We start from the raw sequence: 16,723 nt of genomic DNA, 5'->3' as shown, positions 1-16,723 counted from the left end.
ATACACCCCCTAACGTGCTGTTTCTTGATCCGTCTGTTCGAATGCGTTTGCAACCTTCACAATCGCTTGGCCTGCATTCTGCAGCCCTGCACTCAAGTTCTTAATTGCATTCTCATAGGCAGTAATTGCCTCATGTGCACTATTATTTCCACCATAACTTGATAAAGTATCCTTCTTAATGGATGGTGCACTCGGAATTTGTCCTGCAATCTGACTTGCAGCACTTTGCGCCTCACCAAGGTCACTTTGAATTTGCCCCATAATCATAGCCCCCTAATCATCAATAATCTTGGTCTTTACAAATTGCCTGTCAAACTCAACCCATACATCGCCAACATCAGGTTCAACTTCGTTCTGACTGTACGATGTATCAATCACCGTTTGATCCTGCTTCCGCATCGTAATTACCAGGGAATTCATGTACTGTTTGCTCAAATTACTCATCATAATATCAGCACGTAGGTCAGTATTATCAATTCCCGCAATTACCGCAATATGCGCGTCAATGCTTTGCTTGATTACTGTCTGCAACTCCATGTCAGTTAGCCCACTCTTCTCCTTAAACTTCAGAATATCCGTTACGTAGACAATCATCCATCCATCAGTTGGATTCTTCTGCCGGTATTCCACCGTTTCAAAAAGTGTATCCTTAACCTGCTTTAAATCCTCAACCGTTGAGAAGTAATTATCACCATCAGGTAAAGAACCGTCAGAATCAATCATTAACTTCGTCTCAACTTTAAGTTGGGAAAGCGCGGAATAGATTGCCCGCTTTAATGGGGCGAATTTCCGCTTCATGTTTCCAATTAACAACAAGTTCCCCGCTTCGTCCGGATCGTAAACCACCGGCTTAACTTCTTCGTAGTCCAACCCCAATGGTAACTTGCCGGCTGCCAGCACTTGCTGAACATCTTTCCGGTCGAAGAATTCATCGGCGGTTAACTGGTCCTTCATCATTGGGATTGGTTCTGGCCGTGCGCCGATCCAATCCTTATTCATCTGGGCTACCTCTTCTTGCAGGTGGTTAACCACTTCTAGGTCGGTTTCCCCATCAACCGGGAGAGCCACCTGGAAGGACCGGACGGCCGTATCGGTCTTAATTAGTGCCCGCCCTGGAATGTCTTCAAGCGGCATCTTCGTGGCACCTAACAGTTCAATAATGTCGTCCCGGTTATTCTGCCGTAACATAAGCCGCTGCTTAATGTTATTCAACAGTGTGTTATGCAGCGCCCGTGCAGTCGCAGCCGTGGTTACCAGGTGGAGCCCAATACTACTTCCTTCCCGGGCTAACTTCGTGACGGCGTTTAGGAATTGCTCCCCAAACTTCATTTCACCGACACTATCGAAGTTATCCACGATTACGACCACGTCCGGAATAACCTGGTTGGTCTTCTCCTCGTACATGGCCAGGTTAGCAACCGCCGCTTCACTCAACAGCGCCTGCCGTTCCTTAATCAGGCGGTTAATCCGAACGATCATCTTCCGGATTTTTTCATCTTCACCCAAGGTTATCGTATCCGCAACGTGTGGTAAATCCTTCAATGGCAGTAACCCGTTCGTGCCAAAGTCCAACAGGTAAAAGTTCAACTGCTCTGGCGTATGACTCCGAGCGAGTTCCATCACCAGCGTTTGAACCAGCGTCGACTTTCCGTAGCCCCCCGCCGCAAAGATGGCGGCGTTCCCGTCTTCACTCAGGTTTAGGGTCAGCAGACGTTGCGCTTGCTGACTTGGAATATCAACCTGCCCAATGACTGCTGTCAGTGGTTGTTTATCCCGTTGCCATGCGGCTTGCCGGTCTAACTCCCGGAGTTCATCAACCATGATCCGCTCCCGGAGCGGTGGCAACCACGGTTGCTTCAGTGGGGCGTCGCCCGTCGCCTTAAAGGTGGCGGCCACATCGGCCACCACTGCTTCAAGCTGGGTCGGCGCTGCGCTGACATCTTTTTGCTGGTCCAAGCCACTCAGGTCGTTACTGATGATGTGCGGCTGGCCCATCTTATCCAAGCGTTTGATGACGTACTGTTCGGTCTGCCGGCCTGCCTGTTCCGGCCGGTAATCGGCCCCACTCCAAGCACTCTGGAAGAGTTCGTACAGTTCGTTGTTCCCCACTTCCAGGTAAGCCCGGCCGGGCTGCGTGATCATCGCGGCATCCGGGGTATGGAGGACTTCTTGGGAATCGGCCTTATCCGACACCTTCAACGAAATCTTGAAATTAGAGTTTGACCAGATCTGATCGTTCACCACCCCGGCCGGCTTCTGCGTTGCCAGGATCAGGTGCACCCCTAAGGACCGCCCAATCCGGGCCGTTGAAATCAGTTCGTCCATGAACTCGGGTTGTTCGGCCTTGAGTTCAGCGAATTCATCAGAAATCATGAACAGGTGCGGCATCGGCTCGGTGGCCGTTCCGTCCTTAAAGAGCTTCTGGTACTGGTTGATGTGGTTGACGTCGTACTTGGCGAAAAGTTCCTGGCGGTGGCGGAGTTCAGCGTTAATTGATTCCAACGCCCGCATACTCTGCGCCTTATCCAGGTTGGTAATGGTGCCAACCAGGTGCGGGAGGTCCCGGAACAGGTTGGCCATCCCCCCACCCTTGTAATCAATCAGCAAAAAGGCCACGTCGTACGGGTGGAAGTTGACCGCCAGACTCAGGATGTAACTCTGAATCAGTTCGGACTTCCCGGACCCGGTCGTCCCGGCAATCAACCCGTGGGGCCCGTGCGCCCGTTCGTGCAGGTCTAAGGCGACCTGTTCGTCCGGCCCACTTACTCCCAGTGGCACTGCGAGTGACTTATACGGCGAGTGTTCCTGCCACCGCTGCGGAATGTGTAACTCGTCAATGGTTGTCACCCCGTATAAGCCCAAGAAGGTGACCTGGTCTGGCACCGAACTGTGCAGGGTTTCCTGGTGTTCCAGCCCGCCCAGTTTGCGCGGAATGAGGTCCCGCATGGCGGCGGTGAGGTGGTCAAGGTGGAAGCGTTGCTGCTTCAGTTCACCCCGTTCCATCACCAACTCCCCGGTCTGGCGGTCGCGCATGTCCACAACGGTCGTAATGTTTTCTGGTAACTGACTGAGGACGTCCTTGACGTAGACCAGGCTGACCCCGTACTTCTCCGGTTCATCACCCACGAACTCCATGATGGCGTGGTCTAAGATGAGGTCTTCATCCACCACGACCAGCACGTAGCGCGGGCTAAACAGCGGGGCACTTTCGCCTTCTTCGGTTGTATTTACTTCGTTTTGCCGTTCCTTCATTACCTGGTGCAGGAAGTTCATGAGTTGGTCCCGGCTTTGCCGGTTGTAAACCAGCCCCCACATGTTTAGTTCCGGAATCCGGAGCTGCCGCAACCACCGCAACGGGGCCCACTGGTCGTAGTCTTCTTCGTTGAAGACCACGATGAAGCGCACGTCGTGGTAGCTATGGAAAGTGGCAATCTGCGTCAGCATCCACTGCAGCTGTTCCACCACAATCTTCTTGGGCCCCACGTACCCCACGGGGCCGTGCACCAGATCCGTAGTAATCGGCATCTGGGGTAAGTGCTGACTCTGTTGAACCAGCTGGTACGCCTTGGCGGTTAACTCGTCGTCTAAATTCAACGTACCGCTGTTTCCTAGTTCAACGGGCGCGGACGGCGCCACGGTTCCAAAGCCTAACCGGTACGTCAAAAAATCAAAGTCCTGCGGCCGCTTCTCGTAGATCCGCGGGCTGTACTTAACCGCCATCTGGTGAACGGTGGCCGGGTCTGGGTAGTGGTATTCCAACGCGGCTCGCTGGGCGCGTTGGGCCCCGTAAATCTGTTTCACCATTCCGTCATAGTACGCCAGGTACTTAGCCTTCCGGGCCCGGCGCTTTTTCTTATAATCCTTCCGGTTCCGGAAGTAGTCCACAATCGAGAAGATAACCGTTACCCCGGTAGTCGCCACCGAAAACAACATGAACATCCCGTTGGCCCGCATCAACGCCATGACGATGCTGACACCGACCATGGCAAGTGCCGGCACCACCGACCGTAACAGCCCCTGGTTATTCTTCGTGACCGGAGCCGGCGGGTTGTCCACCGTAATCTTGGTGGTCGGCGGCCGCTTAATTAACCGCGGCGCCCGGTGGTACTCCGGAAAGTTCGCCGGTAAGGCGTGGTGGGACGTCTTAATCCGGGTCAAGCGACTATTAATTTGACCCGCCAGCACCTGCAGCTCGTCCGGGTACACCACGAGTGTCGTGGTCCCAAACTGCAGAACACTTCCTGCCCCCAGCGGCAACGTCCGTTCCTGGGGCACAAAGTAGTTCACTGCCACATCACCCCGCAGAATATGTAGCGTCCAGTTCGCTTGCACCGTCGGTTTAGTTAGTTGGAGTTCGACCTCATCGGCCACCTGCACGTCGGCGCCCGGCCGGTTTGCGATGATGATGTGGGTGGTGGTAAAAAAATCCCGGATGTCCATCAGCCAATTCCTCCTTAGTGGTGTTTCTTTTGTAACTGCTGATAGTGCGTGTACTGCTTTTGGAGACTCTCAAGCTGCTGCTCGCGCTTCTGGGCGGACAGGTGCTTGTCTTGCTTGACCGCATCAATCTTTCCGAGTAACGCGTACATAATCAGGTTGGTGTCTTGCAGCTGTTTGGCCGTAGCCAGGGCATCATCTAGTTGCCCGCGCCCGTCCTCAATCCAGTAGTTAAGGTATGTCGAAGAAGCATTTAACGTCACGTTTTTTAAGATATTCGCCCGCTGGGTGTGGTTAAACCCTTTGTCCGCAATGTAAGCGCGGGCTAGTTCGTATTTTTGGGTTTGCGGCAGGTGTTGGAGCTTAACGTGCTGGAGATCCTTAATCGTTTGGTCGTAGTTCTCCGCCTGAAAATCATGGTCGGCCGCCAGACACGCATTATCCGTCGGTACCTTACTTAATAACAGGTAGCCCAACGGAATCAGTAGTAGCACGCACGCCACTCCTAACCACAAAGCCAGCTGGCGTGCCACCATGTACCGTTTCCGTGGAACCCGGACCATCGTCTGCTCTTCAGTCGTTGCGGCCTGGGCAGCCTGCTTTTTTAAGAAGGTGGCCATGTCCGTCATCGTCGTCATCTGGAGGAGGTCCAACATGAACTGGCTTTGCTTGGCCCCTTCCGCTAACAGGCCGTTGTACAAGTCGTCAAACGACCGCCCAGTAAAGAGGGATCCAGCTAGGCACTGGAACTGGCGCACTAGTTCAGCATCCGTTAAGGCCGCACCCGGCATCTTCTCCGGAATCCCGCGGTACAGCAGGTGCGGCACGTTATTTGCATCCAAATAAATATTATGCGGGTGGAGGTTGGTGGTCAGTTCACCGGTTAATAAGAGATCCCGCACCGGTAACAAGTTGACCAGTAAGCGCAACTTCATGGCAGTCGTCCACGCCGGCACGTCCTGAATAAAACGCCCCGGCATGCGGTCACTGGTCAGCGTTACCCGGTCACTCTCCCAGCCAATCGCGACCGGTAAGAAGAGGTCGTGGGCGGGAGCGACGGCTAAGAGTTCATCGGCATCCTTGGCCGTCACCTCGGCCCGGCTAATGCTTTGAATAATCTGGTGGTCATCATACTCATACCCGTATTCCTGGTGATCAAAGTGGTACTTAATTGCTTGCATGTTCGTCCTCCCGTAATCGTAAGGCATCCCCCGTCGTAATTTGGGCCTCCTGCAGCGTGCGGGAGCCGCGCAGCCACCGTTGCTGGGTTGTGACCTGCACGGTATAGGGCCGGGGGGGTAGTTGGTAAATGGCGACCAACTGATCCACCAGCTGGCTGAGCGGAATGTGCGGGTTCACCTGCACGTCCACCCGGCGCTGGTCTGGTAATTCAACGCTAATTGCGACTGTGTTGTTCACGCTGTTCCCTCCATATCATGTGTCCCGAAATTCCGGCGGCGCCACACACGACCCCTCCGGCCACCAGCCACAACCACGGCAGTTGCCCCCGGTGCGTAATCGTCACTTGGTTACTTGTTGGGGCATAGTGCGGGGGAGTTGTCTTCTTGCCCGGCCGGCGAAACAGGTTCGCCTGGTTGACCGGGTTGGGCAGCCGCCCGTTTTTAGTGAAGACCGTCCGGCGGCCCTGGCGTAGTAACTGATGCCTGGTTTGAGCCAAATCCCCCACCCGGTCCGTCTGGAATAACTGGGTGTTTTCATTCCGGGTCTGTTGGCGCTGGTGGTTTTGTCCCACCTGGTTTAGGGGTAAGTTGAGTTGCTGGTTGGAGGGAGCGGCCTGAACGGCCGGCACCCCACTTCCGAGTACCCCCAGGCCACAAAGGACCACAACTAATTGTTTATTTAATAACCGCACGCCGGTGCCACCCGCTTTCTGGTCCCCACAGGAGTACACAGCCCAAGCCGATGCTGACCATGGCCATGCATAACAACCCAAGCACCACGTCACTGGTATTCATCAACACAACGTTCAGCAGCTGGTGACCGACTAACGCTAGACAGTTAAGGTGGGCTAAGAGGCCGCCATGAACCAACTGGGCCTGGTTAATAATGAGGTTAATCAAGGCAGCAATCCCAAGGGCCGTACCGCCCATGCCGCCATAGCGTAACAGGGCATCCGCGATCAAAGCGAGCGTTACCGTTAACATCACGCCTGAAAGTAGCCACGGTAACCGGTTAGCTGCGACTAACGGGAATTGGGGGCCGGCCACAAGGGCAATCACTCCCCCACTAATCAGGCTAGCGCCGCCAATAAAGATTAGCTTCCGGCTGCGTTCGCCCAAACGGGTTTGCCATGCCGAGAAGTACTTTCCGGCCGTCAAGAAGCGGAGCGTTTCCCCGGCATACGCGATGAACCACGCCACAACGGCCATGATAATCGTCCATAACCCCATGTTGTACTGCTGGGTGTGGCCGGATAATTCCACGTCCCCATCACCAGCAACGGGGTTGGCAATAAAGTGCATCAACTTACTGTTCGGCACCCCGTTTTGGTAGGCCGCGTTTAACACCTGCATAAACGCCTGCTCAAAGTTGCCGCTCCGGGCAAGGTCGTGCCGGAAGGCTTGCTGGAGGTTCATTGACCGGCCCTTCAGCCCCTTCCCGTTGGCCTGCACAAGGGCAATTTCCTGGCTAAGTCCGTTGAGCCCGTCATAAGCGCCGCTAAATGCCTGGGCGTCATTACCCGCCTGGTTGGCGGTATTGCCTGATGCCTGAGCAAGGTTGGCCGCCTGCTTCGGAGCACTCGCAGTGGCTTCATCACCATTGGCATTGCTTGCTGGGGCTTGGGTGGAGGCGGCAGGCACGGCTGCATTTGCCTTCTGATTGAGACTATCCTGCATCTGCTGTAACTGTTGGAGCTGCTGGTTAACCTGCTTTAACAGTTGCTGGGAGTTCTTCCCTATGCCGCCAAGCTGCTTTTCGTACTTTTGTTGGTTCTTCTTAACCGTTTGGTCGCGCTGCTGGAGCGTTGTCAGCTCCTGGTCAAGGAGCTGGTCGTTTTGTTGGCTTTCCTTTTGTAAGAACTGCTGGAGGTTCTTCCCCATGTTCTCGTTCATCATCTTGTGGATCGCCCCTTGATCCGCTTGCTTAGCCCGGTTTTGTGCAGCCGTCGCTGCGTTCTGGTAGGCACTTAACCACTGCCCGTCCAGCTTAGCAAGCTGCTTGGTGCTAGCCACTTGCGGAAGTTGTGCCAGGTTAAAGCTAACCGTCATGGCGCGCTCCTGGTCGTTTGACACCGTTTGCGTATGCGTCTTCACCTGAACGTTCGCCGCCGTTTGGTTATTAGCATGATTGTTATTTTGAGAATTATTGTTTTGCTGGGACTGCGCTGAACCATTGGACTGTTGGCTTGATTGGTTCTTTTGGGAATCCTGTGACTGGTTGGCTTGCTTGTTATCCGCATCCGGCTGGGTTCCCCCCGTCACCTGCGTACCGTCCAGCACCGTCACCTTCGCCGGATCGTCCTGCGTGTGGTGGTACGTCAGCTTAACCTGGTCGTCCCCGTTCACCTTTGTCGGGTTATAGCGCAACTTCAGGTGCACGGTTTGCGGGTCCGTCACCTGATAACAATTCCCCCCGTGTGCCTGAAGCCCCTGGGTGCCCACAACCTGACACTGAGCGGGCACTTGCACCGTCAGTTCGGAGTTCTTCATGTTTTTTGTCCCCGTTACCGCTAAGGTTGTTGTGACAGTCTGCTGCTGGGATTGCTGGTGTTTACTATCCGCCAGCGCCTGACTGAAGGCCTGCTGGGCACTTGAGTTGCCGGTAAACTTCACCGCCAATCCGGCATCCTTCATTCGGGTATTGGCCGCCTTAATTTGTTGAATGGCCGTCTGCATCTGCTGAACGTCACTAGCCGGTAGGTGTTGGGTAACGCTCTCCGGCAGACTCGTGTACGGCAATTGGTCTTCCAGCGTCTGAACCGTGCTGACATCCTGCGCCTGCTTCATTAATTGCTGGTAGAGCGGCGGATCCTCCTTTTGCAGGTAGGTACCAACCGTCAACCCCGGTGCGTAGTGCTGCTGCACCTCGTTTTGGAGTTGCTTACCCATCGTATCATCCTGCTTCTTTTGGTTATTAATGTTGGTAATTAATTGCTGGCACAACTGATCGTACGCCTGCGTATAGTGGTTAAACGTTGTCAGAAGCTGCCCAGCATTTGCCGGCTGCTGGAGGGTCTGTTGCAGGTGCTGGTCCTGAGTAATCATCTGCTGCATCAGCGGCAATAACTGCTGATTGCCCTGCTGGTTCTTTGCCTGAAGCGCCTGCTGGGCGAGTTTCGCCGCATTTTGCTGGTTAGCTTGCTGCTGTTGCATGACCTTACCCAGCTGTGACTGCATGGCCTGCATCTGGTTGGCTTGCGCAGCAGTCTGAGCCCGTTCTAGCTGAGCAAACTGGGATTGGGTTGCCTGATTAGTTTGGGCGAGCTGCCGGAGGCCCCCGCTAATGTCCGGAAACTCCTGGCTAAACGCCGCAATCGGGGCGGCGAGTTGGTTATCGTAATTCCGGGCTAACCGTCCTTGCCGGGCATAAATGCCGGCAACCCGTTGTTGGGCATCATACAGGTTACTTAAAATTCCCATGTCATAAATTGTCACTAGTTTCTGGTTCAACCCGGTAACAATCTGCTGGGCGGCTTCCTTACACCGCACCTTCTCCCCCGTCGACTTGGCATTGATTATGTATTGTACCTTCACCTTATGCGGGTTGGGATTATCAACGTCGATAATCCGCGCCGAAAAGTTCGTCGGTACAAAGACGGCAAGCTGGAAACTATTGTTTTTCAACCCACTTTCAGCAACGTCCCGTGGCACCGCCACAACTTGTTCACCGCGCGGGTGCCCAATTCCTTGGATATAGGCCTTTCCTAAGTTGTAGTGGACGTGCCGGTACGTTACGCCGTTATCCTCGTTAACGAACGCAATCCGGATGGGCTGGCTTCCGCGGGCCGTCCGGAGATTACTATTTTGCTTCAGCGCCCGGCCGCCAACGAAAACGACCCCTAAAATCAACGCGAGGCATCCCACCGCGCCGATTAGAACGTGCCAATTATGTTGTCTTTGTTTTTTCATGTTTCCACCTCACCAAAAAAAGGGCTACCAGTCAGCATAACTGATAACCCCGCGTTTTAGTTGAACTGCGAAGCAATCTGCTGGTCGGTATCACTCATTGCCTGAGCGGACTGCTTCAGCTTCTGATCAATTTCTTGTAGGAGCTGAGCGAACTGCTGGATCTTCGGGCACAGCTGGTTGAATTCCTGGTCAAACCGCTGGAACCCTTGCCCTTGCCAGTCAGCGGAAATCTGTGACTGGAGCGACTTTAATTGTCCCAGCATGTCGGAAATCTGTTGGGAACTCTGACCGTACTTTGTTGCGTACTGCTGCATCTGCTCTGGCGTCATTTTAATTAATGCCATAAATTTATCCTCCTTAGTCTACCTAAAAAAAAAAAAGTAACACTGCACTAGTAGTGTATTCTTCAATAGTTTGTATGTCAATATGATTGATAAAATTCATTAATATTTATGTGCAATGATTGCTATATCAGTTATTCACCGGAACTACTACATATGAAAAACGAACTGACATTTACCCCGTAGTTTACCCAGAACATTCGCGTTTTTCCGGGTAAAGTAACCCCAACCGGTGTTTTGCGCTCATCATAAAACCCCCAAGGAGGAGCCAAAAAGCCCTCCTTGGGGGTGTTAAACTCAGTTATTCAGTTATTCCTACCCGGCAATAAAGGCGTTAATGGCGCTCTCAAACTCATCCCGTTTCTCCAGCGCTTGTGCCTGCGTGTCCGCCTGCGTACCGATGTAGAACTTAATCTTCGGTTCCGTTCCGGACGGCCGCACCGCAATCCACGTTTCGTCTTCCAGGTAGTACTTCAGCACGTTGGATTGCGGCAGGTCAATCTTTTCGACCCGCCCGTCAGCGTACTTCTTGGTCCCCGCCTGAATATCTTCAACGGCCGCAACCTTCACGCCGGCAAAGTCAACCGGGCTTTCTTCCCGCAACTTCGTCATAAGGTTCTTAATCTCAGCGGCCCCTTCAATCCCATCAAACGTCTTGGCAATCGTCTTTTCAGCAAAGTAGCCGTATTCAGCAAAGAGCTCCTGCAGCCCGTCGTAGAGGTTCTTGCCTTCTTTCCTGTAGTGCGCCGCCACTTCCGCCAGCATAACCAGTGACTGAATGGCGTCCTTGTCCCGGACGAACGGCCGCTCGAGGTAACCGTAGCTTTCCTCAAACCCAAACATGAACGTGTGGTCATGGTGCAGTTCAAAGTTGTGAATCTGCTCGGCGATAAACTTGAAGCCAGTTAATACGTTAATCATCCCAACACCGTAGTTGGCGGCCACCTTCGTCGCAAATTCACTAGAAACAACGGACTTTACGGCCACCGCATTGGCCGGCAGTGTACCGGCGTTCTTGCGCGCTTTTAGAATGTAATTCAGCATGACCGCTGCAATCTGGTTCCCCGTTAGCAGCTGGTACTCGCCGTTAGGCTGCCGGACCGCCGCTCCAAGCCGGTCAGCATCCGGGTCAACCCCAATTAACAGGTCGGCTTGTTCCTTTTTCCCCAGTTCAATCGCCAAGTTAAAGGCCTCCGGGTCCTCCGGGTTTGGTTTTACCACCGTCGGGAAGTCGCCGTCCGGCTGGGCTTGTTGTGGCACCATCGTGAAGTTTTCAAAGCCAGCTTGCCGGAGTGCCTTTTCCCCGATCATGGCACCCGTTCCGTGGAGGGGCGTGAAGATTAGTTTCATCGTCTTCCCCTCCTCGGCAACCAGTTCAGAATCAATCGTTACCTGCTTAACCTCCGCCAGGTAGGCCTGGTCAACCTCATCACCGATTACCTGCAGGATACCGTCCTCAATTAAGGCATCCTGATCAGCCAGCTTAATGGCAAACAAATCAGTGACCGCGCGGATGTACTTGGTAATCATGTCTGATTCCTTCGGCGGCATCTGGGCACCGTCCTCACCGTAGATTTTGTACCCGTTGTACTGCTTCGGGTTATGGCTAGCCGTAATCATAATGCCGGCGTACGTGTGGAGGTGCCGGACGGTAAACGACAGTTCCGGGGTCGGCCGGAGACTTTCAAACACGTACGTTGGAATTCCGTGAGCCCCTAAGACCCGGGCGGATTCAAACGCAAACTCCTGGGAATGGTGCCGGGAATCATAGCTGATTGCCACCCCGCGCCGCTTAGTTTCTTCATCCAGGGTATCCATGAAGGTTGCTAACCCCTCCGTGGCCTGCCGAACGGTGTAAACGTTCACCCGGTTAATTCCCACACCAAGAACGCCGCGCATGCCAGCCGTTCCAAACTCCAACGGCGTATAAAAGGCATCCTCTAATGCTTCATCGTTTCCCTTCATCCTATCTAACTCCTGCCGCAAATCAGGCACGAGCGTTTGCTTATCCCATTCTTCGTATGTGTTTTTCCAACTCATAAATCTCAGCTCCTCGCTTTCAAATCATACTAGTGTACGATTCACCGCCCCTATTTTACCACAGTTAAGCGGATACACAATCGTTTAGTAAAAAATTAGTTAACAGCGCCTTGCCGTTAACTAATTAACTTCATCCTAATCCAGTTCTTGAAGGTAGCTAAAGACTTCTTGGCCGGCAATTCCCCCATCACCAACTGCCGTGGTAATCTGCTGAAGCTGGTGCTGGCGAACATCACCGATTGCAAAGATCCCTGGAACCTTCGTCCGCATCCGGTTATCGGTGACCATCCAACCGTGCTCGTCGGTAATGCCAAGCGCCTTAAACGGGGCGGTCATCGGCACGTTACCAACGTAGATAAAGACGCCCGCTGTCGGGACCTCTTCTTCTGCTCCAGTCTGGTTATTTTTTACCGTAACACTGGTAACCTTTTGCTCATCCCCGTTGATGGCAATCACGTTGGAATGCCACGTAAAGTCAATCTTCTCGTTCTTGAAGGCGCGCTCCTGCGCCACCTTTTGCGCCCGCAATTGGTCACGCCGGTGAACAACGTTAACGTGCTTAACCATCTGTGTAAGGTAGATCGCCTCTTCAACGGCGGAATCACCACCCCCGATGACAGTCACGTTCCGGTCCCGGAAAAAGGCCCCGTCACAAACGGCACAATAGGAAACCCCCCGGCCACTGTACTTTTCTTCACCGGGAACACCTAGTTTCCGGTTTTCAGACCCGGTAGCAACAATCACGGCCTTGGCATGATATTCCCCGTCATCCGTCACCACAATCCGGTCGGTCCCGGCCAGTTTAACCGCCGTCACCGTTCCGTACGCGTACTCCGCCCCAAACTGGGTAGCACTCTGGTACATCTCCTCAGCCAAATCCGGTCCTAAAATGGACTTAAAGCCCGGATAGTTCTCAACGGCGGCGGTGTTGTTCATTTGCCCACCGTACGCCCCCCGGTCAAGCATCAATACCTTCAGGTTTGCCCGTGAGGCGTACAAAGCAGCGGTCATCCCGCCCGGACCAGCGCCAATAATAATAACGTCATATTCCTTTGTCATTCCAAAACCCTCCTTATTACCTACTAAACTGCTTACTCATTATACGGGCTTAGCTTACTTTTAGGAAGCCTTTTGCTCACCCTGATCGAGGTACCAGGGATTAGCAGGCTGCCGGCGCCGCCGATAAATAATTAGCGCCAAAGCTCCCACAAAAAACAGCACCGATAACCACTGGGATACGCGGATTGGCCCTAACATCAGACTATCCGTGCGCATTCCTTCAATGAAGAACCGGCCAACCGAATACCACATCACGTAACTCAAAACAACCTCGCCGCACTTAAAAAAGTGCTTCCGGTGCCGCAGGGAGATCAACACGATGAATCCCAAAACATCCCACACCGATTCGTACAGAAAGGTTGGTTGGTAGTACACCCCGTGAATACACATCTGACTCACAATAAAGTGCGGGAGGTGCAGGGTGGTTTGTAAAAATGCCAGGGTGGTCGCGTATCCGTGGGCCTCTTGGTTCATGAAGTTCCCCCAGCGACCGATCCCCTGCGCCAAAATAACGGTCGGGGCAATCACGTCCAGTAATAACCACAAATTAATGTGCCGCCGGTGGCAAAACACCATTAACGTAACGAGGGCCCCAATTAGCCCGCCGTAGATTGCAATCCCGCCGTCCCAAATACACGGAATCAGTGCCAGGTTCTGGGAATAATACTTCCACTGGAAGACTACGTAATACGCCCGGGCGCACACTAACGCCACCGGAAGGGCCCATAACAAGCAGTCGTAGATGTCGTCTTCCTTAATTCCCCGGCGCCGGCCTTCCCGAACTGATAAGAACACCGCCAACAACACTGCAAACGCGATGATAATGCCGTACCACCGGATCCGAAACGGCCCGAACTGAACGGCATTCGGGTTTAACGCAGCTAACATTCTCTCCATCTCTCTTCTTTAAAGCTAGTCATCCTGGTTATCAACCGCGGAGTTTTGGGCAATTAGTTCGCGAAGGTTTTGCTCAAACGCCTTGCTGGAATCGTAACCCATCATCTTAGCCCGGTAATTCATCGCCGCCGCCTCAATGATAATGCCGACGTTTCGCCCAATCTTAACCGGAATGGTAATCTGAGGAATTTCCACTTCAAAAATCGGCACCATCTTTTCTCCGGTTCCTAACCGATCATACTGCTGATCCTTGGACCAGTTTTCCAGGTGAACGATTAATGAAATATCCGTGGACTGGCGGACCGCCCCGGCCCCAAACAGGTTCATCACATCAATAATACCGATCCCCCGAATTTCAAGGAGGTGCTGAAGAACCTTCGGCGCCTCCCCGATGATTGTCTGTTCGTCCTGCTGGTGCACGTCGACCCGGTCATCGGCAATCAACCGGTGCCCCCGCTTAATTAATTCAAGGGCGGTTTCGGACTTCCCAATCCCCGAATCCCCCGTGATGAGCACACCTAAACCGTAAATGTCCATCAATACCCCGTGCATTGACTTTCGTTCAGCCAAGCACCCTTCGAGGTAGTTGGACATTTTTGAGGACACCCTAGAAGTGCCCAGTTTAGTCCGCAAGATTGGAAGCTGATGCCGCCGGGCCGTATCTTCCAGCTCCGCGGGTACCGGCAGCATCCGGGAAACGACGAAGCACGGCGTGTGCGGACCGCACAGCCGCTCGATGTCCCGCGCCCGTTCGGATGCCGGCTTTTTTTGTACATAGGAAATTTCTTTCATCCCCAGAAGCTGGATCCGCTCCTCCGGGTAGTAATCAAAGTAGCCGGTCAACTCGAGCCCCGGCCGGGAAATATCACTCGTTGTGACAAAGCGCTCCTTTAAGAACTTTTTGCCGTAGTACACAATGAGGTTGTTTGCTTCAACAAGTTCCGCAACACTTACCTGATTCATTGGTTTACCCCCCTACAAGTTAACGAATCTCTCCTCTCAAAACCCGTTATCCTAATCATAACAAAAAGCGCAATTTAGAACATCCCTAAACTAGGCATCTGTCCCAAGTAACTGCTCGAGGGTGGTGAGGCGCTCATCGAAGACGGTAAACGCCCGCTCCAAGTAGGCTGGCTGGGTCATGTCAACTCCCGCTTGCCGCATCACGTTCAACGGGTAGTCGCTGCTGCCAGCTTTGAGGTAATTCAGGTATGCCGTTGTGTGCTGCGGGTCGTCATCCAAGATATTCTGGGCTAACGTGGTGGCCGCCGCAAACCCGGTTGCGTACTGGTAAACGTAAAAGTCGTAATAGAAGTGGGGAATCCGTGTCCACTCGTAGGCAATCTGCGGATCGTTTTCCACGGCGTTTCCGTAGTACTTCTGATTAAGCTGGTCGTAGTACTCAGCCATCCGCTGCGCTGTGAGGGGCTGACCAGCGGCGTCCTGTTCATGTAACCACTGTTCAAACTGGGCGAACTGGGTTTGCCGGAAGACCGTCCCCTTAAAGCCATCCAGGTAGTGGTTGAGCACGTATGCCCGCACCGCCGGATCCTTTTGCGTTTTCAGTAAGTATTGGGTCAGCAGGTTTTCGTTAGTTGTAGATGCAATCTCGGCCACAAAAATAGCGTAATCCCCGTACTGATACGGTTGCGTATGGGTTGTGTAGTAACTGTGCATGCTGTGGCCCATCTCGTGCACCAGCGTAAAGAGGTTTTCCAGTGTGTCCTGCCAGTTTAATAGGATGTACGGGGCGGTATCATACATTCCACTGGAGTATGCCCCGCTCCGTTTTCCCTTACTCTCCACCACGTCAATCCACCGCCGGTCAAACGCTTCTTGAACGTGCTGGCAGTAGTCATCGCCTAAAACGGCTAACGCCTTGAGGGCCATTTCCTTAGCCTCATCGTAAGTAAACTTTAAGGATGGTTCCCCCGTCAACGGCACGTACATGTCATACATGTGAACGGGCCGGCCCAGCACCCGTTGCCGCAGCCGGACATACCGGTGGAGTAAATCCAGGTGGGCCGTTACCCGATCAACCAGCTGGTCGTACACGCTAACCGGAATGTGGTTTTCTGCCAGAGCGGCCGTCCGGGCATCCGGGTAACGGTGCACTTGCGCAGTATAGTTGTGCATCTGCACGTGGGTGGCAAGAGTCGTCGCAAACGTTGCCGCAAACTGCTGGTACACCCGGTACAGTTGTGTGAACGCTTCTTTGCGAACCCGCGGATCGGTTGCCTCTAGCAGCTGGGCATACACCCCGTCTGACAGGTGGCGCTTAACCCCATCAGCGTCCGTCACCGTTCCCAAATCAAGGTCCGAATTACTTAACGTTCCAAAAATCCGTTCAGGGCCGCCAAAAACGGACTGGGCCCCGGCTAATAAGTGCTCTTGCGCCACCGGTAAAACATGGTCCCGTTCACTCGTCCATTGTTCCAGTAGGTGCTGGTACTCCCGCAATCCCGGTTCGTCTGCCAACGCCTGATTAAGCTGGGCGTCCGTGAGCTGGACCAGTTCTGGTTGGAACCATGCCGTTTGCTGAGCCACCGTGGTCATCAGCTGTTCCACCTGGGCAAAGAGCCCTTGATATTGAGCGTTGGTGGTATCCTGATCGTTTTTCATTTCAGCATACACGTACAGTTTTTCCGTCTGGCGGTTAAGTGCAAGTAGCGCCTGAAGGGCTTTTAACAGGGCCGCTCCGCCCTGCTGCAGGGTCCCCTGATACTGACCAAACGCTTCGGCTCGCTCCTTAATCGCTACGAGTGCCTGCTGGGCCGCATCGTCCGTTGCATAAATTAACGTTAAATCCCACTTTAGTTCCGGGGCGACGTCCGCCCGTGAAGGTAACTCAACAACCAT

Annotated in this window: 12 protein-coding genes; all 12 read right to left on the bottom strand. The window is 53.6% G+C overall.

Going from position 1 to position 16,723, the window contains the following annotated elements; genetic code table 11:
* Positions 1-9 precede the first annotated feature (9 nt).
* Positions 10-261: a TIGR04197 family type VII secretion effector gene (locus tag ACI3E1_RS04025; RefSeq protein WP_405024371.1), complete on the bottom strand. Its 252-nt coding sequence runs from the start codon at positions 259-261 to the stop codon at positions 10-12.
* A gap of 12 nt (positions 262-273) precedes the next feature.
* The gene (gene essC, locus ACI3E1_RS04020; RefSeq protein ID WP_405024370.1) at positions 274-4,440 is read right to left on the bottom strand and encodes a type VII secretion protein EssC; all 4,167 of its coding nucleotides are present in this window, start codon (positions 4,438-4,440) and stop codon (positions 274-276) included.
* Positions 4,441-4,454: 14 nt separating this feature from the next.
* Positions 4,455-5,618 carry a type VII secretion protein EssB gene (gene essB / locus ACI3E1_RS04015; protein ID WP_405024369.1) on the bottom strand — a complete coding sequence of 388 codons (1,164 nt, stop codon included), beginning with the start codon at positions 5,616-5,618 and terminating at the stop codon, positions 4,455-4,457.
* Positions 5,605-5,856, bottom strand: a complete 252-nt coding sequence (locus ACI3E1_RS04010; RefSeq protein WP_405024368.1) for an EsaB/YukD family protein — start codon at positions 5,854-5,856, stop codon at positions 5,605-5,607. Before ACI3E1_RS04010 ends, essB begins: the two co-directional genes overlap by 14 nt.
* Positions 5,834-6,310 (bottom strand): hypothetical protein, encoded by a 477-nt coding sequence (locus tag ACI3E1_RS04005; protein ID WP_405024367.1) that lies wholly within the window; start codon positions 6,308-6,310, stop codon positions 5,834-5,836. Before ACI3E1_RS04005 ends, ACI3E1_RS04010 begins: the two co-directional genes overlap by 23 nt.
* Entirely contained in the window at positions 6,294-9,527 is a 3,234-nt protein-coding gene (gene esaA / locus ACI3E1_RS04000; RefSeq protein WP_405024366.1) for a type VII secretion protein EsaA, read from the bottom strand. Before esaA ends, ACI3E1_RS04005 begins: the two co-directional genes overlap by 17 nt.
* 56 nt (positions 9,528-9,583) lie before the next feature.
* Entirely contained in the window at positions 9,584-9,871 is a 288-nt protein-coding gene (locus ACI3E1_RS03995; RefSeq protein WP_405024365.1) for a WXG100 family type VII secretion target, read from the bottom strand.
* Between the two features lie 312 nt (positions 9,872-10,183).
* A complete protein-coding gene (locus ACI3E1_RS03990; protein WP_405024364.1) occupies positions 10,184-11,908 on the bottom strand; it encodes a phospho-sugar mutase in 1,725 nt (574 codons plus the stop codon).
* Between the two features lie 135 nt (positions 11,909-12,043).
* Positions 12,044-12,967 carry a thioredoxin-disulfide reductase gene (trxB, locus tag ACI3E1_RS03985; RefSeq protein ID WP_405024363.1) on the bottom strand — a complete coding sequence of 308 codons (924 nt, stop codon included), beginning with the start codon at positions 12,965-12,967 and terminating at the stop codon, positions 12,044-12,046.
* 60 nt (positions 12,968-13,027) lie between these two features.
* The gene (gene lgt / locus ACI3E1_RS03980; RefSeq protein ID WP_405024362.1) at positions 13,028-13,864 is read right to left on the bottom strand and encodes a prolipoprotein diacylglyceryl transferase; all 837 of its coding nucleotides are present in this window, start codon (positions 13,862-13,864) and stop codon (positions 13,028-13,030) included.
* A 15-nt stretch (positions 13,865-13,879) separates the two neighbouring features.
* Complete coding sequence (hprK, locus tag ACI3E1_RS03975) at positions 13,880-14,827, bottom strand: HPr(Ser) kinase/phosphatase (RefSeq protein ID WP_405024361.1); 948 nt, start codon at positions 14,825-14,827, stop codon at positions 13,880-13,882.
* A gap of 90 nt (positions 14,828-14,917) precedes the next feature.
* Entirely contained in the window at positions 14,918-16,723 is a 1,806-nt protein-coding gene (pepF, locus tag ACI3E1_RS03970) for an oligoendopeptidase F (RefSeq protein ID WP_405024360.1), read from the bottom strand.

It is taken from the genome of Ligilactobacillus sp. LYQ139, assembly GCF_045033025.1.
Taxonomy (GTDB): domain Bacteria; phylum Bacillota; class Bacilli; order Lactobacillales; family Lactobacillaceae; genus Ligilactobacillus.
Note: the sequence above shows the minus strand (reverse complement) of the source record. Positions and strands in the feature narration are given on the sequence as shown.

Bases quoted from the DNA above. Each gene is read 5' to 3' on its own strand.
- ACI3E1_RS04025 (WP_405024371.1), bottom strand. From the start codon at position 261: ATGGGGCAAATTCAAAGTGACCTTGGTGAGGCGCAAAGTGCTGCAAGT.
- essC (WP_405024370.1), bottom strand. From the start codon at position 4,440: ATGGACATCCGGGATTTTTTTACCACCACCCACATCATCATCGCAAAC.
- essB (WP_405024369.1), bottom strand. From the start codon at position 5,618: ATGCAAGCAATTAAGTACCACTTTGATCACCAGGAATACGGGTATGAG.
- esaA (WP_405024366.1), bottom strand. From the start codon at position 9,527: ATGAAAAAACAAAGACAACATAATTGGCACGTTCTAATCGGCGCGGTG.
- ACI3E1_RS03995 (WP_405024365.1), bottom strand. From the start codon at position 9,871: ATGGCATTAATTAAAATGACGCCAGAGCAGATGCAGCAGTACGCAACA.
- ACI3E1_RS03990 (WP_405024364.1), bottom strand. From the start codon at position 11,908: ATGAGTTGGAAAAACACATACGAAGAATGGGATAAGCAAACGCTCGTG.
- trxB (WP_405024363.1), bottom strand. From the start codon at position 12,967: ATGACAAAGGAATATGACGTTATTATTATTGGCGCTGGTCCGGGCGGG.
- lgt (WP_405024362.1), bottom strand. From the start codon at position 13,864: ATGGAGAGAATGTTAGCTGCGTTAAACCCGAATGCCGTTCAGTTCGGG.
- hprK (WP_405024361.1), bottom strand. From the start codon at position 14,827: ATGAATCAGGTAAGTGTTGCGGAACTTGTTGAAGCAAACAACCTCATT.
- pepF (WP_405024360.1), bottom strand. From the start codon at position 16,723: ATGGTTGTTGAGTTACCTTCACGGGCGGACGTCGCCCCGGAACTAAAG.